The following is a 23,585-nucleotide window of genomic DNA, read 5'->3' on the forward strand; positions in this document are numbered from 1 at the left end:
GAAAGCATGTTATAAAAGGGGAGCATTTTCGCTCCCCTTTTTTTGGTTTATTTCGACGCATTAACCTCAAACAAGGTTATCGCCTATATTGCATTAAGAGAAATAAATTTTGAGCGGTCCAAACAGGAGTATCAATTAGTGAAATGGTTTCAAACCGCAAGTTTATGTGTTGCTATCGCGCTGACCGGTTGTGCAAATACTTCTCAGCAATCAGCACAAAAGTGGCTATATCCACCGATGGCGGTGCCACTTCAGCCTAGCGTTCAACAAGAAGTACAAATCGCGCGTTTATCGCAGTTGCTACAACGTCCTGATCTCAGTGATGAAGTACGCGCTAAAATGCATTATGAGCGCGGTAGCTACTACGATAGCGTTGGTTTGCGTGATCTTGCCCGTTTGGACTTTAACCAGTCTTTGCAGTTGAATCCTGCTCAACCGGATATCTTCAATCTTTTGGGGGTGTATTTCACCCAAGTGGGGGAGTTTGACGCGGCTTATGAAGCGTTTGACTCGACCATAGAGTTGGCTCCGGATAATACCTATGCTGAGCGCAACCGTGCGATTGCACTATATTATGGTGGCCGAATCGATCTCGCTTTAGAAGATATGACCAAGCACTATCAAGAAATGCCAACGGATCCTTTTCGTTCATTATGGCTGTACATCATCGAAGCTGAGCAAAATCCAGAGCAAGCAAAAGCCAATCTTCAACAGCGTTATTTACGAGATCGTAGTGAAGAGTGGGGATGGGTTCTTGTTGCCATCATGCTGCGAGACGTCTCGGACGAAGACGCGCTTAAAGCCATTATGGATGGAACGAGAGAGAACTATCGCCTAGCTGAACGATTAACGGAAACGTATTTCTACCTTGGAAAGCGTAATCAGCTTGAAGGTGACATCGCAAGTGCCATCTCACTTTATAAGCTCGCGATTTCGTTCAACGTTTATGATTATGTTGAGCACCGGTATTCCTTCTTGGAACTGGCACAAATCTACGATCAATTACAGCAAGATAGATTAGCCAAGCTAAAGGCCGCTAAGAAGCAGGAAATGGAATGATTTAGAGCCGCTCGATGAGAGCGGCTTTTTTTATGATTGAACTTGATGAGTGACTCATTTAAAATAGTTAGCCTTGCTAACTAAGTGGTGGTGGATTTTATGGCACTAGAAGAAAGCTTGATTGATTTAGAGCGTTTTTGCGCCAAAGCTTGGCGTGTTTATGCCAAAGAAGATCCGTTATCACATCTAAGCTTTAATGAGTTCGATTATTTACGTGTGATTCAGGTTTACCCTGAGGGTGTACGAATAACCGATCTTGCAGAAGAGTTGCAAGTGACTAAGCCTTCCGCATCGACAATGGTTGTTCGTTTGGAAAAAAAGGGTTTGGTGAAACGCATCGCATGTAATGAGGATGCCCGTGCTAAGCGTGTATTGCTGACAGAAGAAGTCGCAGAAAAAATGTCTTTGGAGCAGGTGGTTTACAAAGATATCTCTGAACAAATGATGCAACAATTAAATCAGCAAGAAGCTGAGCAGTTACAAGCTTTACTGAATAAAGCATTGAGCAATAAGTCATTTTAAATTAAACCAAAGGCCTCCGCTGTACGCATTAGCCTTTGGTGTTTCATTTTTCTTTTATTTAATTCAACCATTTAGTTAGTCTTGCTAATTAAATGGTTAGCTTTGCTAACTACTGGTGGCAGTCATGCAAAACTCAATTTATAGACAGTTTTGGAAATATACGATTCCAACCGTCGCAGCAATGCTCGTGAACGGTTTATATCAAATAGTTGATGGCATTTTTATTGGCCGTTATGTTGGTGCTGACGGATTAGCAGGGATCAATGTTGCGTGGCCGATCATCGGTTCTATCCTCGGTATAGGGATGATGATTGGGGTGGGGACTGGTGCGCTAACGTCGATTAAGCAAGGAGAAAACGATCATGAGGGCGCGAAGCGTATTTTAACGACCGGATTGGGGTTGTTAGCGATATTGATGCCGGTCGTTGCTACCATATTGTTCTATTTTTCCGATGAATTTATTCGTTGGCAGGGGGCGGAAGGGCGAGTGTTTGAACTCGCGCTACAATATCTGCATATTCTGATTGTCGCGTGCGTATTTACGCTAGGCTCTATCGCGGTTCCATTTCTTTTACGCAATGACGACAGCCCGAACTTAGCAACGATGCTGATGGTCATCGGTGCCGTCATTAATATTGTATTAGACTACGTATTTATTGCTTGGTTGGGGTGGGAGTTAACCGGAGCGGCCATTGCTACAGCGCTGGCACAATTGGTGGTAACCGTGCTTGGTATTGGTTACTTCTTTACTTCAAAAGCGACCTTACGCCTTCGAATCAGTGACTTTAAGGTTCAAGTTGATGTTGCACCAAAGATTATAATGATCGGTACATCTAGCTTCTTTATGTACGCGTACGGCTCTGTGATGGTGGCAATGCACAACGCATTATTTGCTCAGTACGGAAGTGCAATGTTGATCGGAGCGTACGCCATTTTGGGGTACATCGTGACGGTTTACTATCTAATTGCAGAGGGAATCGCGAACGGTATGCAACCTCTAGTGAGTTTCAATCACGGGGCGCGCAACCAGGCGAACGTCAGAAAATTACTGCAAGTCGCAATGGGGACATCTGTGCTTGGTGGTGTAGCGTTTGTTGGTTTGATGAACCTTTTCCCGTACGAGTTGGTCTCGGTGTTTAACAATGCTGATCAACAGTTGATTGATAGCACGGTGATCGGGATTCGTTTACACATGTTTGCGTTGTTCCTAGATGGCTTTTTAGTCGTGGCGGCTGCGTACTACCAATCGGTAAACAAAGGCAGCAAAGCCATGTTTGTGACATTAGGCAACATGTTGGTTCAACTGCCGTTTTTATTCGTTATGCCGAAACTGTTTGGCGTGACAGGTATTTGGCTGGCTTTCCCATTGTCCAATATTGCGCTGAGTTTAGTCGTGGTCAGTATGTTGTGGCGGGACGTGAAAAAGCTGCTAAACGAAACTTCGGCTGAGCCAACAGTGCAAGCCTGTTAACAATGGCTGATAGAGAAAGCGAGGTCGGGCCTCGCTTTTCTTTTTTGGGGAGCTAAATGCTTTTTACTTCTAAGCCAGCTAGCTGATGCCAATAGCCATTGCATTGGCGGCTTTCGAGTTTTTCAGGGTTGTCGCCGTGCTCGTTTGAGCGAAAATGCTCTAACTCAGAAAGTGTACTCACACCGAGAGGGCTTAAGCGGACTACATCAACCAGCCCTTGCATGCTTGGTAAGTCATTGATCAGGTTATAACAATACCCTGATTGCGTTTGAATGCCGTTAAGGTTAAAGACTTCTTGCCCTTCTTGGCTACTGACCTGGATTCCCGTAGGGTATTTGATACAGCAGGTTTCGCAATCGTCTTTCGCTCGGTTTTCAGCTCGGGCTGTGAAACAGCGAGCGGAATACGCTAAAGGTAAATAACCGTGGCTAAATACCTCAACTTCAAACTTGTTACGAATACCCAGCTCGTCACACTGAACTAAAGTATCGTTTAACCATTCGCGAGAGAGCTCGACAGGCATGCACCAACGCATCATACCTTGCTTCAAAAATAAGTTGAGCGTGTGTGCGTTATAAGTATTGATTGCAGGACCAACGACGAAAGGCACTTTATGCTCTGATGCTAATTGAACCGCCGCTACGTCATTAGCCTCAATGGCGAAGTCACCGTTATTAATGTACTTCTTCATGATGTTTACTTCACTCGGTGCTTCCAGTAGCGCCATCGTAGAGATAACGACTTGCTTGCCAGAGGCAGATAAGTCTTTGGCGATTTCCAACCAGTGGGCTGGTTTCATTTCTCTGCGTTTAGAGCAAACCGATTCACCCAGGTAAATAATGTCTGCAGAGCTTTGTTTTGCTTGTTGGTAGAAGGCTTCTACATCTTGTTTTGGCCAAAAATAGAGTAGTGGACCAAGTGCGTATTTCATTGAGTTATCCATCTTAACCTCTACTGCCATTTACGGTGGTAAGCACCTAGGGTGGTTTGCGTTCCTTCCGACACATTTGCGAGCGTCGCATCCCATGCGGCTTCAACTTGGTAAGCTTCCGGGTTGGCTTGGTAGCGATCAATCGCGGCTCGCCATGTTCGAGTGACTTGCTCTACGTATGCTGGGCTGCGTTGGCGCCCTTCAATTTTTACAGACGCGACATTAGCGGCAAACAGTTCTGGCAGCATCGAAAGGGTGTTCAAACTGGTTGGCTCTTCCAGAGCATGATAGCGTTTTTTCTCACCATCAATTTCTGTTTCAAAACGACCTTTACAGAGTGTAGGGTAGCCCGCGTTTTCTCCTGCGCAGTAGCGGTCAATTAGGATGTTGTTCAGACGAGACTCAAGGCCTTGATCAGTTTCTTGCCAACGAACGTATTTGGCAGGAGAACAGGCACCCACAGTGTTTGGTGACTCACCCGTCATGTATGATGACAAATAACAACGGCCTTCGGACATAATACAAAGGCTACCAAAAGCAAAGACTTCTAGCTCGACATCGCTAGTGATGTTGCGCGAAAGCTGCTTCACCTGATGAATCGATAAGACGCGAGGCAGCACCACACGTTTTACGTTGAAGTTCTGTTTATAAAAATCAATGGCTGCGACGTTGGTCGCTGATGCTTGCACTGAAAGATGTAGTTCCAGATCGGGATATTTGCGAGCTGCATACTCCAGAACTGCAATGTCTGCAACAATCAGCGCGTCCACACCCAATGCCGCTGCATTGTCTACCGCGTTCGTCCAGCGCTCAAAGCCATTAGGATGAGCGAAGGTATTCAACGCGACATGAATTTTTTTGTCGCGGTCGTGAACGTATTGCACCGCTTTTTCTAACTTTTTGCCGTTAAAGTTGAGGCCAGCAAAGTGACGGGCGTTGGTATCATCTTTGAAGCCAATGTAGACGGCATCGGCACCGCAATCAATCGCAGTTTTTAACGCAGGCAGGTTACCCGCGGGACACAAGAGTTCCATATGCTCACAATCATTGAGAATAAAAAGGTGTCCGCATTTTATGAAGAATTATGAATAGCGAAATTGACCTAAGTTAGGTTTAGCTCAATAAAGTCGATATTTACCCCTTGAGAGTAAGGGTATCGAGTCGGGGTTAGTTCTTGTGACGACGATTCTGTACAAACAGCTCTTCAATTTCATGTTTTGGCTGTGGGCGATAAAAATGGAATCCTTGAATCGCATTACATTGAAGGTTAGAGAGCAAAGTAGCTTGCTGGTGGGTTTCCACCCCCTCGGCAACGACCGTCAAGTCGAGTGACTTACCCAGATTAATGATGTTTTCAATCACAGTGACCTGTTTGGGTAGCGTGTCGATATCGTTAATAAACGCGCGATCGATTTTCAGCTCGTCGATAGGGAAGCGCGCTAAGTAGGAAAGGGAAGAGTAACCAGTACCAAAGTCATCGATAGAGAGGGCGAAGCCCAGTTTCTTAATCGCATTCAGCATTTGCAGTGTATGTTCGCTATCACTCATCACGGCACTTTCGGTTAGCTCGAAGGTAATGCAGCTTGGATCAAGCTCGGTAGTGCGAAGCAACTTTTCCATAAAGTCGATCAGCTGTGGGTTACCAAATTGCTCGGGAGAGAGGTTGATAGCGACACGACCTGGCAGTATGCCTTGTTGTTTCCAACGTTTTACCGTATTGAAAACATCACGCATCACGACGCGTCCAAGATGTTCGATTAACCCTGCACGCTCGGCGACAGGAATGAATGAACCTGGGCTAATGTAACCTTCGACAGGGTGTTTCCAACGAACGAGCGCTTCGGCACCATTAATGCTGAAGTCACGCGCGTTAACCTTTGGTTGATACCACACCTCCAAACCGTTCTGCTGCAATGCTTTTTGCAGTTCGATTTCAAGCCACAAACGCATGCGCGCTTCTTTGTTCATCTGGTCGTTAAATTTGATCAGGCGATTTCGGCCACGATCTTTGGCTTCATACATCGCAGTATCAGCATTTTGTAGCAGGATTCGCGCATCTTGCCCGTCTTCAGGGTAACGAACGCTACCAATTGAGCACGCAAGGCGTTTACTGAAGTGGTGCAAGTCGAAAGGCTGATTGATCAATGAGATAATGCGATCTGACAAAATTTCAGCCATGCGGGTATTTTCTGGTTCTGGCAGAATGACGCCAAACTCATCGCCACCCAAATGACCAATAATCGCTTGATTTGGCAGTAATCGTTTAAGACGGGCCGATACCTCTTGAATCACTTTATCGCCAATGTGGTGACCAAGTGAGTCATTAATGTTTTTGAAGTTATCGATATCCAAATAGAACACCAGAAGCGGCGTTTGCTTTTTGATCAGCTGTTCCAAACGTTTGGTAAAACCAAAGCGGTTGTAGAGTTTGGTGAGCGAATCAATATGTATGTCTTCATTCGATGCAGAAGACAAATTCTTAGGTGTATCGTCAGCGTCTTGGATCAGGATGATTTGAGACTCGCTACCTAATATCGCCGTGGAATCAGCGTGTAACTGAACTTTTCGTTCAAAGCCACATCTCGCGCTGGTTAAGCAAACAAAAGGCTTGTCAGAAATTAATGTACTCAAACGATGACTAAACACTTTCTTGCTGTTTTCATCGATGAATAAACGGCTGAGCTCCTCGCCTAGCAATTCATGGGGAGAGTTCAGTCCCAGGAGGCGTGCTGATGCAGGGTTGGCAGAAATGATAATGTCATCTTCGATAAGCAGCAGACCGTCAGGCAGTAGTTGTGTTAATTTCGCAAACTTACTTTCGGACTCCTCTAAGGAGCGTACGAGGATCTGCTTTTCTGAAGTATCCACGGCGTGAAAAACGACAAAGCGAATTTCGTTACCTTCAAAAACCGGTGACAGACTAAAGTGCAGGCTGGTTTCAAGGTCGGTTTCATCGAGGGTGATTTCGGCTTCGACATGCGTTCCTTTGAATGCACGCTGATAGTAAGGGGCCAGCTTTTTATAAAACTGCTCACCCAGTACCTGGCAATCGTTTAAGCCGATGATTTCCTCATGACTTAAACCTGCGATATCGCAGTAACGGTCACTTACCATTCGATAATTGTGTTTTTTATCAAGAATGGCAAAGAAGAAAGGGCTATTTGAGGTTAGCGTGGCAAACCAATGTTTTAATTGCTGGGAAGGCATTAGGGTATTACCGATCTCCAATGAGCCAGATTATTCGTCCGTGTATAAAAAGCGACACCCTGATAAGCCTGCGGCGGTCTACTATCAAGTCCAGTATCGCTTGCCATTAAAGGGCTCGCGGTTTTAACTTTACAGTCGACAATCACATGGATACGCTCAGATAACTATAACTTTGAAAATACGGTTGTAAAAGTGTTTATCCACCTGTTCGCATCAATAATACACGTAACTTCAAAAAAAGAAGCGTTAGTGAACAATAATCCACCAATCTAAAATAAGCACTTTATTGATACATAACAGTAATCTCATTGCCACGATTGCTTAATATAGGCAACCTAATGACAAAGTAACGGATAATGAACGTGTTAAACAAGATTCGCAGTCAACTAGTAAAGAACGCAGCTAACATTTTGCGTTCTCCAGTCCAGTTATTACCACAGCCAATTCAGCAAAAAGCATTGCTGGAGGGGCTAAAAATGGTGTTTAAAGAAGCCTTGGAAGATGGTGACTTTGAGTTCCTTGAAGACAAGTGGTTAAAAGTTGCGATTAAAGACTTGAACTTAGCATGGTACATCAGCTATCAAGACGAAAAATTAGTGGTAGCTGAAAAACCAGTTCAGGAAGATGTGAGTTTTAGTGGTAATCTAAACGACCTAGTACTGATTGCTGGTCGTAAAGAAGACCCTGACACACTGTTCTTCCAACGTCGCCTTTCAATTGAAGGCGATACTGAGCTTGGCTTAGAAGTGAAAAACTTAATGGACAGTGTCGACTTAGAGCAGTTACCGAAAGCAATGCAAGTCGCTTTGAATCAATTGGCTGATTTTGTTCAGAAAGGGGTTCAAGCGCCAGCACAACCAACCGGAGTAGCGAATGCTTATTCGAACTGAAGCCCCTGCGGACATTCTTACCATTGACCGCTTATTGAAACACGCCTTCCCGACGGAAGCTGAAGCTAAGCTTGTGATGCGTTTGCGCGAAAACAGCAAATTCACACTTTCCTTAGTCGCGTGTACAGATGAGGGAGAGGTGATAGGCCATGCTTTATTTAGCCCAGTGACCTTAAATGGTGAAGATTTGTCGTGGCAAGGGCTGGCGCCATTGGCTGTTCATGAAGATTACCGTCGCCAAGGCATCGCTGCAGAGTTGATCAAAGAAGGTTTTGATTCACTGCGTGATTTTGGCTATCCAGTGTGTGTGGTGTTGGGCGATCCTAATTATTACGCGCGCCAGGGCTTTCAATCATGCGACGAGATGGGATTCGAATGCGCTTGGGATGTTCCTAAAGGTGCATTTCGTATCGCAGAGTTGGTCGAAGGTCAATGTGCCGGACGCTCCGGACGCATAGATTACGCGCCAGAGTTCTCTGAACTGTAAATGAAAGAAGCCCACTAACTCAGTGGGCTTCTTTCTTAGTTCATTGAAAACTGAGATAGGGAGATTAAGACGACTGGTCACTTTTCTTCTTACCCCAAACCTCTATTTTTGCTTTCTTACTTAGCCCTAAAACATTGAGTTTTCTGCTGCCCCAACTACTGTAAGTCATTTCAATCTGTTTTAGCTTCGCTTCTCTTGAGCCGGGAAGGCTCCATGCACGAGTCGATAATCCACTTGTTAGCACACCCATAGAGGTTAGCTTTTTCTCACTACCGTCCGTCATCACGACTTTTAAGTCGTTAATGTCTACCGTGCCCTGCACACATTTCAGTTTAATTTTACTGAAGCTGCGATTTCGGAATAGGCTATTTGGTGTCACGGTATCCGTTTCTGTTTGGAATTTGACGGTTTTCGTTGCAATCAGCTCCCACTCATCGCTGCTATTAGCAAAAATACTCATGCTGGTGGTGGCTACCAGTGCGCAAAGCAGCAGTGTAGGTAAGAATTTCATAATGTACCTCATATGTTATACCTACGGTGTGGCCATTGTCATAGGCAGAACAGTTCAATCATTCCAATGTATTGAGGTGTTCCTTGAAGTCCTTTAGGTATAATCACGATTATTTGTTAGGATTGCCCTCGTTCAAATAGGTGACGGAAAATGTCAATTAACGAGAAACAGTATTTACACGAAATGGGCATCAGCACATGGGAGCTGGTACACCCAGATAGATTGGCAGGTTACCAATCGCCAAAAATCGATTTGCAAAGTTCTTGCAAACTCCTGTTGATCTCTCCGGTATGTCCAGAGAATGAGACGGCGGTTTTGTTTGAAAACATCCTAAAGAGTATGAAGTTAACGCTTGACCAAGCGTTACATATTGAGCCAGAGCGATTTCCATTACTTGGCCAGCACGAGCTTGAGTGGGTTTGGTTTGCAGGGTGTGAAGCCGAAGTATTGCCTGACATTAAACAACTGACATCGCCATTGTTGCAAGATGTGGATGGGAATACCCAACAAAAACGTGCACTTTGGCAACAGATTTGTTCTTACAACAATTCGAGCAAATAAGCATTAATCCCCGTTTTACTGCAATTGGTATTGCACATGAACCCCTAGGTAAATAATGACAACTAAAATCTTACCAATGTGCGTTGAGCACTTAGATCAAGTTTGGCAAATTGAGCAGCAAGCACACTCGCATCCGTGGGCAGAGTCTTTGGTACGTGATTTATCCAGCCGTGGAGCATGTCATCATGTGATGCTCGATGGCGAGATGGTGATTGGCTACTTTTATGCGCAGAATATTGTCGGTGAAGTTACGTTGCTGAATATTGCTATCGCGCCGCATCTTCAGGGTAAAGGCTATGGTCAAAAACTGTTGGATGCGTTCTTAGAACATTGTGAGCAATCAAAAGCGGAGAGTGCTTGGCTTGAGGTGCGAGAGAGTAATAAGCCTGCTATTTATATTTATGAACAAGCTGGATTCAATGAAGTTGATCGACGTCATAACTATTACCCTGCGAAAACTGGCACGGGAAAAGAAGATGCGATCATCATGAGTTATCTCTTCTTTCACTAACGTTAACGCATCCCATAAGGGAGGTCGCCCCTAAAGCGATCAGTTGCCCCTGAGGCAATAATAAGCGAGAATACCGCGCAATATTGAATCTAAAAAGCGTGTTTGCTTTTCGAGCAAGCATTCAGACATCAAAGAAGACCAGTTTCATGTCAAATACACCTTTTCTAAGCGAAGTGTCTAAACGTAGAACGTTCGCTATTATTTCTCACCCGGATGCGGGTAAAACCACCATTACTGAAAAAGTCCTTTTATTCGGAAACGCGATTCAAAAAGCAGGTACGGTTAAAGGTCGTGGTAATGCACAGCACGCAAAATCAGACTGGATGGAAATGGAAAAGGAACGTGGTATCTCGGTAACCACGTCTGTGATGCAGTTCCCTTACAATGATTGCCTGGTAAACCTACTTGATACTCCTGGACACGAAGACTTCTCGGAAGATACATATCGTACTCTAACGGCAGTCGACTCGTGTTTGATGGTTATCGATGCAGCGAAAGGTGTCGAGGATCGTACTCGTAAGCTGATGGAAGTAACCCGTCTACGCGATACGCCAATCGTGACCTTCATGAACAAACTTGACCGTGACGTTCGTGATCCAATGGAAGTATTGGACGAAGTAGAAAACGAATTGGGCATGATGTGTGCGCCTATCACGTGGCCAATCGGCTGTGGTAAAGAGTTTAAAGGTGTGTACCACATTCACCGTGATGAAACGATTTTATACGAATCTGGTCACGGTCATGAGATTCAAGAAGTTCGAATCATCAAAGGTCTAGATAACCCAGAGCTTGATGAAAAAGTCGGTGCAGGCCTTGCGGAAAGTGTTCGAGAAGAGCTTGAGCTTGTTATGGGTGCTTGCCCTGAGTTTGATTTGGAAATGTTCTTAACGGGTGACCTGACACCAGTTTACTTCGGTACCGCATTAGGTAACTTCGGTGTAGACCACATGCTAGACGGTCTAACAGAGTGGGCACCAGCACCGAAAACGCGTCAAGCGGTTGAGCGTGAAGTTGAAGCGACAGAAGAGAAGTTCTCTGGTTTCGTATTCAAGATCCAAGCAAACATGGACCCGAAACACCGTGACCGTATCGCATTCATGCGTATTGTATCGGGTACTTACACGCAGGGTATGAAGATGAACCACGTTCGTCTTGGCAAGCAGGTGAGTATCTCTGATGCAGTAACCTTTATGGCTGGTGACCGTTCACGTGCAGAACACGCTTACGCGGGTGACATCATTGGTCTGCATAACCACGGCACTATTCAAATTGGTGATACCTTTACTCAAGGTGAGTCACTGAAGTTCTCTGGTATTCCGAACTTCGCCCCGGAACTGTTCCGTCGTATTCGCCTGAAAGATCCACTAAAGCAGAAACAGCTACTAAAAGGCTTGGTGCAACTATCAGAAGAAGGTGCGGTACAGGTATTCCGTCCACTACAAAACAACGATCTGATCGTTGGTGCCGTTGGTGTACTTCAGTTCGATGTTGTTGTGGCTCGTTTGAAGTCTGAATATAACGTTGAAGCGATTTATGAAGGCATTAACGTTGCAACTGCGCGTTGGGCTGAGTGTGATGATGCGAAGAAACTGGATGAGTTCCAACGTAAGAACCAAGCAAACTTAGCATTGGATGGTGGTGATAACCTAACGTATATTGCACCAACAATGGTTAACTTAAACTTGGCGAAAGAGCGTTTCCCTGATATTGATTTCCGTGCGACGCGTGAGCACTAATCAAAAAGCGGTTTGGGTAAGCTTTAACGCAAACTAGATTTTAAAACGCCCTTGGCTATAAACTTAGCCAAGGGCGTTTTTCATAAGGATGAGGTATGAACTGGTTTAAACGAGGATTGAAGCGTTACGACGACTGGTGCAAGGAGATGGGGCTAACCCCCGATCAAAAACGCAGCTGCGTTCCGTATCGAAAAGATCCTGCCCATCAAAATGAAGAGAACAGTGAAGCTCTGATATTTTCTGATTCTCAGTTTGTCGGTACAGATAAAAAGTCTCAAGATGAAGCTCTTTGATACCCATTGTCACTTTGACTTTGATGTATTCCAAGGTGACTTTGCACATCAACTTCAGCTAGCTCAAACGCAAGGAGTGACAAGAATTCTGATTCCTTCAGTGGGACCTCAAAACTGGGCTCGTATTCAAACCTTGGCAGATCAACATGCCAATTTGTATTACGCCCTTGGGTTTCATCCGTATTTTCTTGAAGATAACGTCGAGCAGCACTTTGCTGAATTGGAACATTATCTAAAACAAAATGCTCCCCAGTGCGTGGCAATAGGAGAGTGTGGGCTAGATTTTGCTATTGATGTTGACCCACAGTTGCAAGAAAAGACACTTGAAGTTCAATTTGAACTGGCTAGACGCTTCGAACTCCCAGTTATTTTACATAGCCGAAAAGCGCACAATCGCCTTATTCAAATGGTTAAAGCGGCGAAGCTCCCTCGGGGCGGTGTGCTACATGCTTTCTCTGGGAGTTATCAGCAAGCAATGGAGTGGGTCAAATTAGGTTTTTTTATCGGTGTAGGAGGAGCCATCACCTACCCAAGAGCGAAGAAAACGCGCGACGCAATTCAAAAATTACCACTCAAACATCTCGTGATCGAAACAGATGCACCGGATATGCCTATACTTGGGTATCAAGGGGAGTCGAATCACCCAGCCAAACTCATTCACGTCTTTAATGAACTCGTAGAGTTGCATAACGGCTCAAAGCAATCGATTGCCTCTCAGTTATGGAAAAATAGCAATTTTGCTTTCTCGATATGTGAATAAAATCTAAAGATGTGGTTTGAAATAGAAAACGTTTTCCTGCTTATTGTGAATTAACTCACAAAGCTGGCTGAATCAATCATGAATCTTATAGGAAAGTGTGAGGCTGGCATTACTTTAATTGATTCTGCATGAGTATAATTGCTCCCGCTTTATAGCTCCATTTTGTAACACGCCAATAAATAACTTATAAGGAAGTCATAAACTATGAGCCTGTTTATGAGCCTAATCGGTATGGTAGTGCTTCTTGCGATTGCAGTGGCATTTTCTAATAACCGAAAAGCTATCAATCTAAGAACTGTGGGTGGCGCATTCGCTATCCAATTCGCATTAGGTGCATTTGTTCTGTATGTACCTTGGGGCCGTGATCTACTAAACGGTTTCTCTTCAGGTGTTTCTAACGTTATCAACTACGGTAACGATGGTTCATCATTCCTGTTCGGTGGTCTTGTTTCTGACAAGATGTTCGAAGTATTCGGCGGCGGCGGTTTCATCTTCGCATTCCGTGTTCTTCCTACACTGATCTTCTTCTCTGCACTGATTTCAGTTCTTTACTACATTGGCGTTATGCAATGGGTTATCAAGATTCTTGGTGGCGCACTACAAAAAGCGCTGGGCACTTCACGTGCGGAATCAATGTCAGCAGCAGCAAACATTTTCGTAGGTCAAACAGAAGCACCTCTAGTTGTTCGTCCATTCGTTCCAAAAATGACTCAATCAGAGCTATTCGCGGTAATGTGTGGTGGTCTAGCTTCTGTTGCTGGTGGTGTACTAGCGGGCTACGCTTCAATGGGTGTTCCACTAGAGTACCTAGTAGCAGCATCATTTATGGCGGCACCAGGTGGTCTACTATTCGCTAAAATCCTTCACCCAGAGACTGACCAGCCTCACGAAAGTATCGAAGAAGCGATGGATGGCGGCGACGACAAACCAGTAAACGTAATCGACGCAGCAGCGGGCGGTGCGGCTTCTGGTCTACAACTTGCGCTTAACGTAGGTGCAATGCTAATCGCATTCGTTGGTCTAATCGCGCTGATCAACGGTATGCTAGGTGGCATCGGTGGTTGGTTCGGCATGCCAGAACTAACGCTAGAGCTAATCCTAGGTTACGCATTCTCTCCACTAGCATTCCTAATCGGTGTTCCATGGGCTGAAGCAGTAACTGCTGGTTCATTCATCGGTCAGAAAATCGTAGTGAACGAATTCGTTGCTTACTTGAACTTCACACCATACCTAGGTGAAAACGCTCAAGTAATCGCGGCAACTGGTGAAGTAATGTCTGAGAAGACAACAGCTATCATCTCATTCGCACTATGTGGTTTCGCGAACCTTTCTTCTATCGCGATTCTACTTGGTGGTCTAGGTAGCCTTGCACCAAACCGTCGTAGTGACATTGCTCGCATGGGTGTTAAAGCTGTTCTTGCAGGTACGTTGTCTAACCTTATGGCAGCGACAATTGCAGGCTTCTGCTTAAGCCTTGCAGCACTATAATTAGAATCGGTTCTTAATATATAGACGCCGTTTTACATCATGCCCTGTAGCAAGAGATTGCTGCGGGGCATTTTTCGTTTTTCGGGCTCCAAAATCTCACCGGGTGCCGACCTCAGTCTATGAGTTACGCAGCCGATGGAATAGGGGCTAGGAAATTTTGAGATACAAACCGTTTGCGCTCTATTTGGTGCTACAGTTTTGCGGTGAAACTCTATAATGTATTAATCACAGGATAGTGGTTAAGGTTGATACTTAATCACGTAATGAATATTACATAATCGATGGGCAAATGACTTGCCCAGCAATATCAGATCTAATAGGCGTTTTGCTGTGTGATGTGATATTAAAGACACCGCAATCATAGATTGTTGTGCCATAGGCCAAACTGGTACTGTGCGGTGACAAGGATAGCAATTGGCATATGAAACTTTCGCTGTATATGCCGAGTCTTCAGGGAACCAAGTCCGTTCATTAATAGACTGTTTAGCCATTTACTCACATTGTCTCGACTTGTTGATTATAGTTAGAGACGTGATGTAAGGCTGAGTAGTGAATTTTTTGAATATTGATCGGAGATAGAAATGAGCGATTTAAAAGCAGCAGCGCTACGTGCACTTAAACTTATGGACCTAACTACGTTGAATGACGATGACACTGATGCAAAAGTGATCTCATTATGTCATGACGCGAAAACAGCAGTAGGCAACACAGCTGCAATTTGTATTTACCCTCGCTTTATTCCTATTGCTAAGAAGACACTTCGTGAGCAAGGTACGCCAGAGGTTCGTATTGCAACAGTAACGAACTTCCCACATGGTAACGACGACATTGAAATCGCAGTTGCTGAAACAAAAGCGGCGGTTGCTTACGGTGCAGACGAAGTTGACGTAGTTTTCCCTTACCGCGCGCTAATGGCAGGTGATGAGAAAGTAGGCTTCGAGCTAGTTAAGCAATGTAAAGAAGCTTGTGGTGACATTCTTCTTAAAGTGATCATCGAAACAGGTGAACTAAAAGAAGAAGCACTAATCAAGAAAGCATCTCAAATCTGTATTGAAGCAGGTGCTGACTTCATTAAAACTTCAACTGGTAAAGTGCCAGTAAACGCAACACCAGAATATGCACGCATGATGCTTGAAGTGATTCGCGACATGGGTGTTGCAGAAACTGTTGGTTTCAAACCAGCAGGTGGTGTGCGCACTGCTGAAGACGCAGCTGCATACCTAGCAATGGCTGACGAAATCCTAGGTGACAACTGGGTTGATGCCCGTCACTACCGTTTCGGTGCGTCTAGCCTGCTAACTAACCTACTAAATACATTAGAAGTGACAGACGAAACTGCTGATCCAGCAGCGTACTAATCCCAATAATATGTCTGAACGGTAGCACCTAAACGGGTGCTACCAAACCTCTTTTATCCTACTTAACCATGGCTCACTGAGAGCATGGGAGGCACTAATGTATTTACCACAAGAAATCATTCGTAAAAAACGTGACGGTGAAGTACTTACCGCAGACGAAATCAACTTCTTTATTCAAGGCGTAGCAAATAACACCGTATCTGAAGGTCAGATCGCGGCGTTTGCTATGACGATTTTCTTCAATGAAATGACCATGGATGAGCGCATCGCCCTAACGTGTGCAATGCGTGATTCGGGCATGGTTATCGACTGGAGCCACATGAACTTTGGTGGCCCAATTGTCGACAAACACTCTACCGGCGGTGTGGGTGACGTAACGTCTTTGATGCTTGGCCCTATGGTGGCAGCATGCGGCGGTTTCGTACCAATGATCTCTGGCCGTGGTCTTGGCCACACAGGCGGTACGCTAGATAAGCTTGAGTCTATTCCAGGCTACAACATCACACCAAGCAACGATGTGTTTGGGCAAGTAACTAAAGACGCTGGTGTGGCGATCATCGGTCAAACTGGTGACCTTGCTCCAGCGGATAAGCGTGTTTACGCGACTCGTGATATTACCGCAACCGTAGACAACATTTCTCTGATCACTGCTTCCATTCTTTCTAAGAAATTGGCAGCGGGTCTGGAGTCGCTAGTGATGGACGTTAAAGTCGGCTCTGGTGCATTCATGCCAACTTACGAAGCGTCTGAAGAGCTAGCGAAATCAATCGTTGCAGTAGCAAACGGTGCGGGTACTAAGACCACTGCAATCCTGACAGACATGAACCAAGTATTGGCCTCTTCGGCAGGTAATGCGGTGGAAGTTCGTGAAGCGGTTCGTTTCCTAACGGGTGAATACCGTAACCCACGCCTACTTGAAGTCACCATGGCTTCTTGTGCAGAAATGCTGGTACTTGGCAAACTGGCTGAGAACACAGAAGATGCACGTGCGAAGTTGATGGAAGCACTAGACAACGGTAAAGCAGCAGCATGCTTCGGCAAGATGGTTGCGGGTCTTGGCGGCCCAGCAGACTTCGTAGAAAACTACGATAACTACCTAGAAAAAGCGGAAATCATCAAGCCTGTTTACGCGACGGAAACGGGCATTGTTTCAGCAATGGACACGCGTGCGATTGGCATGGCTGTCGTTGCTATGGGTGGTGGTCGCCGTGTTGCTACTGATGAAATCGACTATGCCGTAGGTTTCGACGAGTTCATCCGCTTGGGTGAAGTTGCAGATAGCGATAAACCTCTTGCCGTTATCCACGCTCGCAGTGAAGAGCAGTGGGAAGAAGCGGCAAAAGCACTGCGCAGTGCAATCAAAGTAGGTGGTGAGTACACACCAACTCCAGAGGTTTACCGCCAAATTCGTGCAGAAGATATTTAATAGAACAAGTAATTACACAAGGCCTACTCAACCATAATAAAAAGCCGAGTGGGCCTAAGGAACGAGCAATGAAAAGAGCATTTATTTTAGTACTAGACTCATTCGGTATTGGTGCAACCGCTGACGCTGAGAAATTTGGTGATGTAGGTTCAGACACACTAGGCCACATCGCAGAACAATGCGAAAAAGGCTTAGCAGATAACGACCAACGTCAAGGCGCACTTCGCCTTCCAAACCTATCTAAGTTAGGTTTGGCAATGGCACATAAAGAGTCAACAGGTCGCTTCGCACCTGGCCTAGACGCAGATGCAGAAATCATTGGTGCGTACGGTCACGCCGCAGAGCTTTCTTCTGGTAAAGATACGCCGTCTGGTCACTGGGAAATCGCAGGTGTTCCTGTTCTGTTTGACTGGGGTTACTTCACAGACAAAGCAAACAGCTTCCCTAAAGAGCTGACGGATCGCATCCTTGAGCGTGCTGGTCTTGACGGTTTCCTAGGTAACTGCCACGCATCTGGTACTCAAGTTCTTGATGACTTGGGTGAAGAGCATATGAAGACTGGGCAGCCAATCTTCTACACCTCTGCGGACTCTGTATTCCAAATCGCCTGTCACGAAGAGACATTCGGCCTGGATCGTCTACTAGAGCTTTGCCAAATTGCGCGTGAAGAACTAGAAGATTACAACATCGGCCGTGTAATCGCGCGCCCATTCATTGGTCCGGGTAAAGGTCAATTTGAGCGTACGGGTAACCGTCGTGACCTATCTGTAGAGCCACCATCAGCGACTATCTTACAAAAGTTAGTTGATGAGAAGGGCGGTCAGGTTCATTCCATCGGTAAGATTTCAGATATTTATGCAGGTTGTGGGATCACTAAGAAAACCAAAGCAACAGGCATTCCAGCACTATTTGAAGCAACGAAAGAAGCGATCAAAGAAGCGGGTGATAACACCATCGTATTCACTAACTTCGTTGACTTCGATTCAGCTTACGGCCACCGCCGTGATGTAGCGGGTTACGCTGCGGCGCTTGAGTACTTTGATGGTCGCATCAATGAAGTGCTTGAACTGATGGGTGAAGATGACGTGCTTATCCTAACAGCAGACCACGGCTGTGACCCTACATGGCCAGGCACTGACCATACTCGTGAGCACATCCCAGTATTGGTTTACGGCCAAAAAGTGCCAGCAGGCTCTCTTGGCCGCCGCGAAACATTCGCAGACATCGGCCAAACATTGGCGAGCTACTTCGGTACTTCTCCAATGGATTACGGTAAGAATTTCCTATAATTAGGATATTGAAAACTAGGAGCTGAATGCTCCTAGTTTTATGTTTGCAGTATGCAAGTACTGCTTGTCGGAAATGAGAATACTCTGGCTTATATCGCCTTAAGCGCGGAGCGCTAGAGAAAGGTTAAGGAAAAGAAAATGGCAACTCCACATATCAATGCTGAAATGGGTGCATTCGCAGACGTCGTACTGATGCCGGGTGACCCGCTACGTGCAAAATACATCGCAGAAACCTTCCTTGAAGACGTTGTGCAAGTGTGTGATGTGCGTAATATGTTCGGTTACACAGGCACATACAAAGGCCGTAAGATCTCGGTAATGGGCCACGGTATGGGTATCCCATCATGCTCGATTTACGCAACGGAGCTAATTAAAGACTTCGGCGTGAAGAAAATCATCCGTGTTGGTAGCTGTGGCGCAGTAAACGAAGACATCAAAGTGCGTGATGTTGTGATCGGCATGGGCGCGTGTACGGATTCTAAAGTGAACCGTATCCGTTTTAAAGGTCATGACTTTGCTGCAATCGCAGACTACAAAATGGTTCGCGCGGCAGAAGACGCAGCAAAAGCACGTGGTATTGATGTGAAAGTCGGTAACCTATTTTCAGCGGAGCTTTTCTACACGCCAGATCCAGAAATGTTCGACGTAATGGACAAGTACGGCATTGTTGGTGTTGAAATGGAAGCGGCGGGTATTTACGGCGTAGCGGCAGAATACGGTGCAAAAGCTCTGACAATCTGTACGGTTTCAGATCACATCAAAACGGGTGAGCAAACAACTTCTGATGAGCGTCAAACAACATTCAACGACATGATGCTAATCGCACTAGATTCAGTATTGCTAGGCGACGAAGAATAAGCGACAAAGAGTCATCTTAGTTTCTTGACATTAAGAACTAAAAGAACAGCCCGCACAATGCGGGCTGTTTTTGTATTAGATGTTGATTACCGACTGACTATTTGGTTAGCAGTAGGTTTTGCGCTTTTTTACGGCGGATAGGCTGTCTACGTAAAATCATAATGAATAACATGCCGCACACAAAACTCATTAGCACCATCATGTACATGTAGCGATCACTCTTACGATAGTGGTGGTCAGAAATCGCGGTTACACGACCTGTCTCAAAGGTAACGCGAACAAAACCGATGAGTGCTTCATCGGCAAATACTGGTTCAACCAACTGCTGGCGGCCAATGGAAGCTGTTGCCAAGGGCGTGTCTAAGCCTAAAACTTCGCGTACCGATAGCGCATCTTCACTAGACGCTAAACGTACGCCTTGTGCATCATATATTGTCGCATCAAACACCAAACGGTCTTGTGCTAGCTGGTTTGTCAGCTTAAGTAAGCGTTCTTGATCTTTGGTCAAAATCATTTCACTGGCAGAAAGAGACGCCTGTGAAATCAAAACTTTGGTGAGTGTCTCAAGCTGCTGTGCTTGAATTTTCTCGTTGCCCTTACTGATCACAACACTGTTTTTGATCGTGATAAACAACATCACACACAGTAGGATTAGTGCCAGAATTCTTAGGGCATTCCTTACTGAGAACAAGGATTCACTCATGCTCTTTACTCATCCATTTAAAATAAAACAAAGACTTGCCTTTTTAGTTTGTTGAGGTAACGTTTTAGCAAAGTCATAAGGGATTATATACATGGACGCGTCAAAAAGCTTGCCTATCAGAAAACATACGACACTTTTAAAACGATTACCCGAGACTCGATTTGCCTCCCAACTAGATAAAGCAAAAGCAAACTGGATAGTGTTTGCAGAATACCTTTCGCCACGTCATTTTGAAGACATTGATTTCTTCACAGGGGTCTACAACCCCGTGTTAGAAACGTGGAAAGTTGGCCAATATGAAGTCGCCTTGATGGCAGGAGAGTTGACCCCTCAACACGAAACGATCTTACAAAGCCTCAACTTGGATTACGCCTCGCTTAATGAAGTTCCAGATCTCTCAACCCAAGGTTTGATTGTATTTGACATGGACTCAACGGCAATCCAGATAGAGTGTATTGATGAAATCGCAAAATTGGCCGGAGTCGGGGATGAGGTGGCAGAAGTTACTGAACGTGCGATGCAAGGAGAACTGGATTTTGAGCAAAGTTTGCGTCAACGCGTAGGCAAGCTCAAAGGTGCTGATGAATCAATTCTTGAACAAGTTCGTTCCCAATTGCCATTTATGCCGGACTTTGAAGCGTTAATCGCAACGTTAAAAGCACTAGGCTGGAAAACAGCGATTGCTTCCGGTGGTTTTACTTACTTCTCGGACTACATCAAAGATAAAGTCGATTTAGATTTTGCTCGCTCTAATCAGTTGGAAATCATTAATGGTAAGCTCACGGGGAACGTACTTGGCGATGTGGTTACCGCGCAGATGAAGTCAGATATCCTGGTGGAGTTGGCGGATGAATACGAAATTGAGCAGCACAACACGGTTGCTGTCGGTGATGGCGCTAACGATCTTGTGATGATGTCGGTAGCTGGTTTAGGTATCGCGTACCACGCAAAACCTAAAGTGGAAGCTCAAGCGCAATCTGCGATTCGCTTTGCAGGCTTAGGCGGTGTGCTCTGTATTTTATCTGGTGCACTGGTGAAGCAGCAAAAGGTCAGCTGGAAAGCAAAACCTTAATTTATCCATTCAAAAACACCGCCTTTCTGGCGGTGTTTTTCGTTGACTTGGTATGGCTCTAAATTTACTCGGTTAACTCCAATCTAATTACAACCTCTTCCGTAATGTCTTCAAACTCACTGTAACCGACCAAAGCGGTCAGCTCCTTTTCTAATTTGCTCGCTTGATGTACGCCAAATTGGGTTAAGTCACTTAAATCTTGTTGCAGCAACGATGTCATCGGATCGAAAATTGGGGCTGTAGATAAGCGAATCACGTAGAAGTCCCCCATCATTCGCGCTTTCTTTATAAATTGAATCCGTTCTTTTACGCTGTTGAACTCTTGATGAAGCTTAGACTCAATGCCTGTAATTTTATTGCCGACTTTGGCTGCGCTAATGTAGATATCCTGATGCCTTGCTTGAGCTCCCTCTACACGCTTTATCGGCTCTGCGATTAATGTGCTTGTTCGACCTTTAAAGATAGGTTCAAGTGACAACAATTGATCGTGCCCAAGGCGTGCAAAAAGCTCAATGTGCTTAGGTAGCGGCAAATTCACCCCAATAACGGGGGTTTTGATTGAAGACGACGCTGTTTTACTGATAAAAATGGGTGTGCTCAGAGTTCGAGAGAGCAACATGCTATGCAGTCTTTCAAGTAACGCATTACTCGGTAGCATCTCTTTTTGCGGGATCAACTTATCTTGATTGTGCTCGATAATGCTGTTGAAAAAGGCGATCACTTTAATGGTGTGGCTGCTTTCATCAATAACTAGCTGTACGCTACAGCCATCTGGGCTAACACGAATTACCCGGTATGGCACCGACGTTAAAGGCAGCTTTTTGTCGTAGAGTTGTAACTCTCGGAAGTTGATCTGAACCTCTTGCCCAGAGCGCAACATGGTAGGTTCGTCCAGTTTAATGCCGAGCCCTCGCTTTGAAATATCGACGGTGCTGCCGCTCGCTGTGACGGGTCCAGAACGCAGTTCTATTGGGGTCTTAAATCGGTAACGTGGCTCTTTACGACGAGACTTGGCATCAAAATAAATGCCTTTCGGGTTGCCTATAATTCTTCTCGGATGGCGAAATGCATTTAACGTATTCGCGGGTAAGCGCGGCTTTTCAGTGAGCAGATAATCCTGCCCTGATTTTTCGTCAGCAATTTCTTGCAAGATGCCAATATGAGTCAATGATTGGGACGTTTCAGCTAACTCCGGAGAGAAAGCGGCTAAGTCTTCCTGTTCTTGCTCTGACAGTTCAAATATCGAAATTCTAAACGCGCGCCAACTTTCACGTTTAGCACCTAAATGCCAAAATAGCTGGCGTTGTTCACGAGTGGCCTCTGGACGAAGCATCGAATAGAAATAGGTTCGGTTTTCGTGCTCGTGAGTAAATGAATAAAGGACATTGGTGGTGCCTTTAACGCCAGGTTTAATGAGCGACGCGACTCGCTTCTCATTAAATAAGGACCCAAACATTTGCTGGTTCCTTTCATCATGCCAGTACTGCCAAAGCTTTTGATTGTTTGGCGTCAACATAGCGAGTTTCAGCTCACTGCCATCAAAGAATAGGGGTAAGCTGCTAGTGTGCTTAAGTGCGATGTGCTCATAGCCACGAGTTCGAGCTCGAATGATCTTATCTTGATTATCGTGACGAGCTCTTTTAGCTGCGCTGTTGAGCGCTTCATCGATCACTCGAGTAACGACATTGGTTTCAGTTAAACGTATGGTTCTGAGGTATCGAACTGAGTCATTCTCGTAACAGTCATCGACCGCAAGTATGCGGTACGCCAGCGGTTTCTCGATACCGGCAACCTGAGATTTGCTGGCAAACTCAGTAAACGTGACCTGAATAATCTCCCCAAGGTTATATTTAAACGCACTTGGGACTTTGAACTTTGCGCCAGAGCAGGATAAGTCAATGCTTAACCCATGCAGAAGTTGCCCTTTAGATCGGCAAATCTCGACTTGAGATTGGACTTTCAAGCGCTTTTCTTGGCGCTTTAAGTCATAGCCGAGGTGAACGGGCTCCGCTAAGAAAGGGCTTTTAGGATCCGTTAACGATTGCGTTTTTTGTTGAGTAAGACGTTTGCTCATTACGCGAAAGTTATTCCGTGTGTTGACCAAAGCTTCCCACATTCCCTCAGTGTAGCCGCCAAACTTTTTGATGTTTTTATGGTAAGCGTTGAAAGCAACGTCATCTAACCAATGTGGAATACCATCCAAAATATACTCGCGACATTCACCTTGGACGCGACCGCGCAGATCGATGCTTTTTTTGCACGGAGCCATCAAGCGGTTAAGTTCCATTTTCACTAAGATTTTGGCCGAAGGCGGCTCTTCCTCGGTCAATTGGCCAAGGACAAAGTCAAAGTCATCCGAACCGTAAACGGGAATGAGTCGTTCTGCGATCGAGAGAATTTCAGATTGCTGCATTATTTCTGTTAGAGTATGTCGTTACTTTAAATTGTATCG

22 protein-coding genes are annotated in these 23,585 nt (G+C 45.3%); 16 read left to right on the top strand and 6 right to left on the bottom strand.

The features are described from left to right. Nucleotides 1-138: 138 nt before the first annotated feature. The 3 genes from nlpI (at nucleotide 139) to NL645_RS09570 (ending at nucleotide 3,052) form a co-directional block, all read left to right on the top strand. Entirely contained in the window at nucleotides 139-1,059 is a 921-nt protein-coding gene (nlpI, locus tag NL645_RS09560) for a lipoprotein NlpI (RefSeq protein WP_005394654.1), read from the top strand. A gap of 99 nt (nucleotides 1,060-1,158) precedes the next feature. After that, nucleotides 1,159-1,581 (top strand): MarR family winged helix-turn-helix transcriptional regulator, encoded by a 423-nt coding sequence (locus tag NL645_RS09565; RefSeq protein WP_005394653.1) that lies wholly within the window; start codon nucleotides 1,159-1,161, stop codon nucleotides 1,579-1,581. 124 nt (nucleotides 1,582-1,705) lie between these two features. After that, entirely contained in the window at nucleotides 1,706-3,052 is a 1,347-nt protein-coding gene (locus NL645_RS09570) for an MATE family efflux transporter (protein ID WP_161443023.1), read from the top strand. A gap of 52 nt (nucleotides 3,053-3,104) precedes the next feature. On the opposite strand, the gene NL645_RS09575 is transcribed toward NL645_RS09570, so the two are convergent. From NL645_RS09575 to NL645_RS09585, 3 genes are all read right to left on the bottom strand, one after another. Continuing rightward, nucleotides 3,105-3,983, bottom strand: a complete 879-nt coding sequence (locus NL645_RS09575; protein ID WP_253651706.1) for a U32 family peptidase — start codon at nucleotides 3,981-3,983, stop codon at nucleotides 3,105-3,107. Between the two features lie 20 nt (nucleotides 3,984-4,003). Then, nucleotides 4,004-5,017: a peptidase U32 family protein gene (locus NL645_RS09580; RefSeq protein WP_047008948.1), complete on the bottom strand. Its 1,014-nt coding sequence runs from the start codon at nucleotides 5,015-5,017 to the stop codon at nucleotides 4,004-4,006. A 133-nt stretch (nucleotides 5,018-5,150) separates the two neighbouring features. After that, a complete protein-coding gene (locus NL645_RS09585) occupies nucleotides 5,151-7,190 on the bottom strand; it encodes a bifunctional diguanylate cyclase/phosphodiesterase (RefSeq protein WP_047008947.1) in 2,040 nt (679 codons plus the stop codon). A 362-nt stretch (nucleotides 7,191-7,552) separates the two neighbouring features. Between NL645_RS09585 and NL645_RS09590 the strand changes: the two genes are divergently transcribed. Further along, nucleotides 7,553-8,080 carry an SCP2 domain-containing protein gene (locus NL645_RS09590; protein WP_005394645.1) on the top strand — a complete coding sequence of 176 codons (528 nt, stop codon included), beginning with the start codon at nucleotides 7,553-7,555 and terminating at the stop codon, nucleotides 8,078-8,080. Further along, nucleotides 8,064-8,567: a GNAT family N-acetyltransferase gene (locus NL645_RS09595; RefSeq protein ID WP_253651623.1), complete on the top strand. Its 504-nt coding sequence runs from the start codon at nucleotides 8,064-8,066 to the stop codon at nucleotides 8,565-8,567. The genes NL645_RS09590 and NL645_RS09595 overlap by 17 nt, the downstream gene beginning before the upstream one ends. 64 nt (nucleotides 8,568-8,631) lie before the next feature. Here the strand turns inward: NL645_RS09595 and NL645_RS09600 are convergent, their stop codons facing one another. Continuing rightward, nucleotides 8,632-9,078, bottom strand: coding sequence for a hypothetical protein (locus tag NL645_RS09600; protein ID WP_253651624.1), 447 nt, complete (start codon nucleotides 9,076-9,078; stop codon nucleotides 8,632-8,634). Between the two features lie 150 nt (nucleotides 9,079-9,228). Between NL645_RS09600 and NL645_RS09605 the strand changes: the two genes are divergently transcribed. The 10 genes from NL645_RS09605 (at nucleotide 9,229) to deoD (ending at nucleotide 19,358) form a co-directional block, all read left to right on the top strand. Beyond that, nucleotides 9,229-9,639, top strand: coding sequence for a DNA polymerase III subunit psi (locus NL645_RS09605; protein ID WP_253651625.1), 411 nt, complete (start codon nucleotides 9,229-9,231; stop codon nucleotides 9,637-9,639). Nucleotides 9,640-9,694: 55 nt separating this feature from the next. Then, nucleotides 9,695-10,150 (top strand): ribosomal protein S18-alanine N-acetyltransferase, encoded by a 456-nt coding sequence (gene rimI / locus NL645_RS09610; protein WP_253651626.1) that lies wholly within the window; start codon nucleotides 9,695-9,697, stop codon nucleotides 10,148-10,150. 146 nt (nucleotides 10,151-10,296) lie between these two features. Further along, nucleotides 10,297-11,886 (top strand): peptide chain release factor 3, encoded by a 1,590-nt coding sequence (prfC, locus tag NL645_RS09615; protein WP_253651627.1) that lies wholly within the window; start codon nucleotides 10,297-10,299, stop codon nucleotides 11,884-11,886. Nucleotides 11,887-11,981: 95 nt separating this feature from the next. Beyond that, complete coding sequence (locus tag NL645_RS09620; protein WP_253651628.1) at nucleotides 11,982-12,179, top strand: DUF5363 family protein; 198 nt, start codon at nucleotides 11,982-11,984, stop codon at nucleotides 12,177-12,179. Then, the gene (locus tag NL645_RS09625; RefSeq protein ID WP_253651629.1) at nucleotides 12,166-12,939 is read left to right on the top strand and encodes a TatD family hydrolase; all 774 of its coding nucleotides are present in this window, start codon (nucleotides 12,166-12,168) and stop codon (nucleotides 12,937-12,939) included. Before NL645_RS09620 ends, NL645_RS09625 begins: the two co-directional genes overlap by 14 nt. A gap of 204 nt (nucleotides 12,940-13,143) precedes the next feature. Next, nucleotides 13,144-14,427, top strand: coding sequence for a NupC/NupG family nucleoside CNT transporter (locus tag NL645_RS09630; RefSeq protein WP_006742377.1), 1,284 nt, complete (start codon nucleotides 13,144-13,146; stop codon nucleotides 14,425-14,427). A 581-nt stretch (nucleotides 14,428-15,008) separates the two neighbouring features. After that, nucleotides 15,009-15,785 carry a deoxyribose-phosphate aldolase gene (gene deoC / locus NL645_RS09635; RefSeq protein WP_006742378.1) on the top strand — a complete coding sequence of 259 codons (777 nt, stop codon included), beginning with the start codon at nucleotides 15,009-15,011 and terminating at the stop codon, nucleotides 15,783-15,785. A gap of 97 nt (nucleotides 15,786-15,882) precedes the next feature. Continuing rightward, nucleotides 15,883-17,211 (top strand): thymidine phosphorylase, encoded by a 1,329-nt coding sequence (gene deoA, locus NL645_RS09640; RefSeq protein ID WP_048625940.1) that lies wholly within the window; start codon nucleotides 15,883-15,885, stop codon nucleotides 17,209-17,211. A 68-nt stretch (nucleotides 17,212-17,279) separates the two neighbouring features. After that, a complete protein-coding gene (locus NL645_RS09645; RefSeq protein ID WP_047008941.1) occupies nucleotides 17,280-18,500 on the top strand; it encodes a phosphopentomutase in 1,221 nt (406 codons plus the stop codon). 138 nt (nucleotides 18,501-18,638) lie between these two features. Then, entirely contained in the window at nucleotides 18,639-19,358 is a 720-nt protein-coding gene (deoD, locus tag NL645_RS09650; protein ID WP_006742381.1) for a purine-nucleoside phosphorylase, read from the top strand. A gap of 97 nt (nucleotides 19,359-19,455) precedes the next feature. On the opposite strand, the gene NL645_RS09655 is transcribed toward deoD, so the two are convergent. Beyond that, entirely contained in the window at nucleotides 19,456-20,061 is a 606-nt protein-coding gene (locus tag NL645_RS09655) for a YtjB family periplasmic protein (protein ID WP_041852892.1), read from the bottom strand. Nucleotides 20,062-20,152: 91 nt separating this feature from the next. On the opposite strand from NL645_RS09655, the gene serB reads away from it, so the two are divergent. Continuing rightward, a complete protein-coding gene (gene serB / locus NL645_RS09660) occupies nucleotides 20,153-21,133 on the top strand; it encodes a phosphoserine phosphatase (RefSeq protein ID WP_006742382.1) in 981 nt (326 codons plus the stop codon). Nucleotides 21,134-21,197: 64 nt separating this feature from the next. Here serB and NL645_RS09665 read toward each other — a convergent pair whose 3' ends face one another. Next, nucleotides 21,198-23,546, bottom strand: a complete 2,349-nt coding sequence (locus tag NL645_RS09665; RefSeq protein ID WP_012841457.1) for a PilZ domain-containing protein — start codon at nucleotides 23,544-23,546, stop codon at nucleotides 21,198-21,200. Nucleotides 23,547-23,585 lie beyond the last annotated feature (39 nt).

Source organism: Vibrio sp. Y51_MX_L26 (assembly GCF_024181935.1).
In the GTDB taxonomy this organism is placed as follows: Bacteria; Pseudomonadota; Gammaproteobacteria; order Enterobacterales; family Vibrionaceae; genus Vibrio; species Vibrio diabolicus.

Bases quoted from the DNA above. Each gene is read 5' to 3' on its own strand.
- rimI (WP_253651626.1), top strand. From the start codon at position 9,695: ATGACAACTAAAATCTTACCAATGTGCGTTGAGCACTTAGATCAAGTT.
- NL645_RS09625 (WP_253651629.1), top strand. From the start codon at position 12,166: ATGAAGCTCTTTGATACCCATTGTCACTTTGACTTTGATGTATTCCAA.
- NL645_RS09630 (WP_006742377.1), top strand. From the start codon at position 13,144: ATGAGCCTGTTTATGAGCCTAATCGGTATGGTAGTGCTTCTTGCGATT.
- NL645_RS09565 (WP_005394653.1), top strand. From the start codon at position 1,159: ATGGCACTAGAAGAAAGCTTGATTGATTTAGAGCGTTTTTGCGCCAAA.
- NL645_RS09665 (WP_012841457.1), bottom strand. From the start codon at position 23,546: ATGCAGCAATCTGAAATTCTCTCGATCGCAGAACGACTCATTCCCGTT.
- NL645_RS09620 (WP_253651628.1), top strand. From the start codon at position 11,982: ATGAACTGGTTTAAACGAGGATTGAAGCGTTACGACGACTGGTGCAAG.
- NL645_RS09605 (WP_253651625.1), top strand. From the start codon at position 9,229: ATGTCAATTAACGAGAAACAGTATTTACACGAAATGGGCATCAGCACA.
- deoC (WP_006742378.1), top strand. From the start codon at position 15,009: ATGAGCGATTTAAAAGCAGCAGCGCTACGTGCACTTAAACTTATGGAC.
- NL645_RS09585 (WP_047008947.1), bottom strand. From the start codon at position 7,190: ATGCCTTCCCAGCAATTAAAACATTGGTTTGCCACGCTAACCTCAAAT.
- serB (WP_006742382.1), top strand. From the start codon at position 20,153: ATGGACGCGTCAAAAAGCTTGCCTATCAGAAAACATACGACACTTTTA.
- deoA (WP_048625940.1), top strand. From the start codon at position 15,883: ATGTATTTACCACAAGAAATCATTCGTAAAAAACGTGACGGTGAAGTA.
- NL645_RS09600 (WP_253651624.1), bottom strand. From the start codon at position 9,078: ATGAAATTCTTACCTACACTGCTGCTTTGCGCACTGGTAGCCACCACC.
- NL645_RS09655 (WP_041852892.1), bottom strand. From the start codon at position 20,061: ATGAGTGAATCCTTGTTCTCAGTAAGGAATGCCCTAAGAATTCTGGCA.
- deoD (WP_006742381.1), top strand. From the start codon at position 18,639: ATGGCAACTCCACATATCAATGCTGAAATGGGTGCATTCGCAGACGTC.
- prfC (WP_253651627.1), top strand. From the start codon at position 10,297: ATGTCAAATACACCTTTTCTAAGCGAAGTGTCTAAACGTAGAACGTTC.
- NL645_RS09645 (WP_047008941.1), top strand. From the start codon at position 17,280: ATGAAAAGAGCATTTATTTTAGTACTAGACTCATTCGGTATTGGTGCA.
- NL645_RS09580 (WP_047008948.1), bottom strand. From the start codon at position 5,017: ATGGAACTCTTGTGTCCCGCGGGTAACCTGCCTGCGTTAAAAACTGCG.
- NL645_RS09595 (WP_253651623.1), top strand. From the start codon at position 8,064: ATGCTTATTCGAACTGAAGCCCCTGCGGACATTCTTACCATTGACCGC.
- NL645_RS09575 (WP_253651706.1), bottom strand. From the start codon at position 3,983: ATGAAATACGCACTTGGTCCACTACTCTATTTTTGGCCAAAACAAGAT.
- NL645_RS09570 (WP_161443023.1), top strand. From the start codon at position 1,706: ATGCAAAACTCAATTTATAGACAGTTTTGGAAATATACGATTCCAACC.